Annotated in this window: 1 protein-coding gene; it reads right to left on the bottom strand. The window is 69.3% G+C overall.

What is annotated here, in order from left to right; genetic code table 11:
• Window positions 1-988, bottom strand: a 988-nt coding sequence (locus VQ03_RS30285) for a tetratricopeptide repeat protein (RefSeq protein WP_048454648.1), incomplete at both ends; no start/stop codon positions are given.

The raw sequence follows: 988 nt of genomic DNA, 5'->3' as shown, positions 1-988 counted from the left end.
CCGCTCGTAGGACGTGCCGCGGAAGTAGTACAGGGTCCAGTAGTTGCGCGCCGGCTGGTCGCCGATCAGGTCGATCGCCTTGGTGTAGGTCTGGGCCGATTCGGCGTACTTCTTGCGCGAGCGCTGGACGTTGCCGAGGGCCGAGATCACGTCGATGTCGTTGGGATAGGTCTTGGCGACCTGGTCGAGATGGGCGATCGCCTCCTCGCCCTTGCCCATCTGCTCCAGGTTCAGGCCGATCTGGATGTCGGCGTTGAGCTTGAGCGGCGAGTTCGCCGGCATGCGGGCGAAGACCTCGTTCGCCCGGTCCGGCGCCTTCATCCGCTCCAGGGTGTCGGCGAGGGTCAAGAGCGCCAGCGAGTGCTCGGGCGCGAGGTGGAGCGCGAGGCGCAGGTAGACCACCGCGGGCAACTCGTCGCCCTGCGAGGTCCCGGCCGAGCCGAGGCCGTAGAGCACTTCCGCCGCCCCCTCCTGCGCCGAGTTGATCAGCGGGGTCAGCGGCTTGCCCGCCTTCAGCTTGTCGAGGGCGTCGCGCACGATCGGGTGGCGCGGCAGGACGTTGTCGAATTCCTGGTAGGCCGCCACCGCGAGGTCGGGCCGGCCGGATTCGGCCTCGAAGCGCCCGTAGGCGTCGACGATGCGCAGCGTGTTGCGGTCGGCGTCGTAGGCCGATTTCAGCCGGCGCTCGGCCTCGACCTTGTCGCCGACCAGAGCCGCGATCAGGCCCGCGTGGTAATCGCGAAAGACGTTGTAGTAGCGCTCGCCCTTGAGCTTGTTGATGGTCTCCAGCGCCTTCCTGCCCTCGCCGGCGCCGGCATAGGACCAGGCGGTGAGCAGGGTCGAGGTCAGGTCGGCGGCCGCGCCCTTGCCGCCGCGCTGCAGGTTCTGGCGCGCCGCGGCGAATTGCTTGGCCTTGATCTTCTGCACGCCGAGGGCGAGCTGAGCGAGGCCGTTGGCTCCGTCCCGCGCCGTCAGCCGCTCGGCGGCC

The organism is Methylobacterium tarhaniae, from assembly GCF_001043955.1.
GTDB lineage: Bacteria > Pseudomonadota > Alphaproteobacteria > Rhizobiales > Beijerinckiaceae > Methylobacterium > Methylobacterium tarhaniae.
The sequence above is the reverse complement of the archived record's forward strand: the minus strand, read 5'-3'. Positions and strand labels throughout refer to the sequence as shown.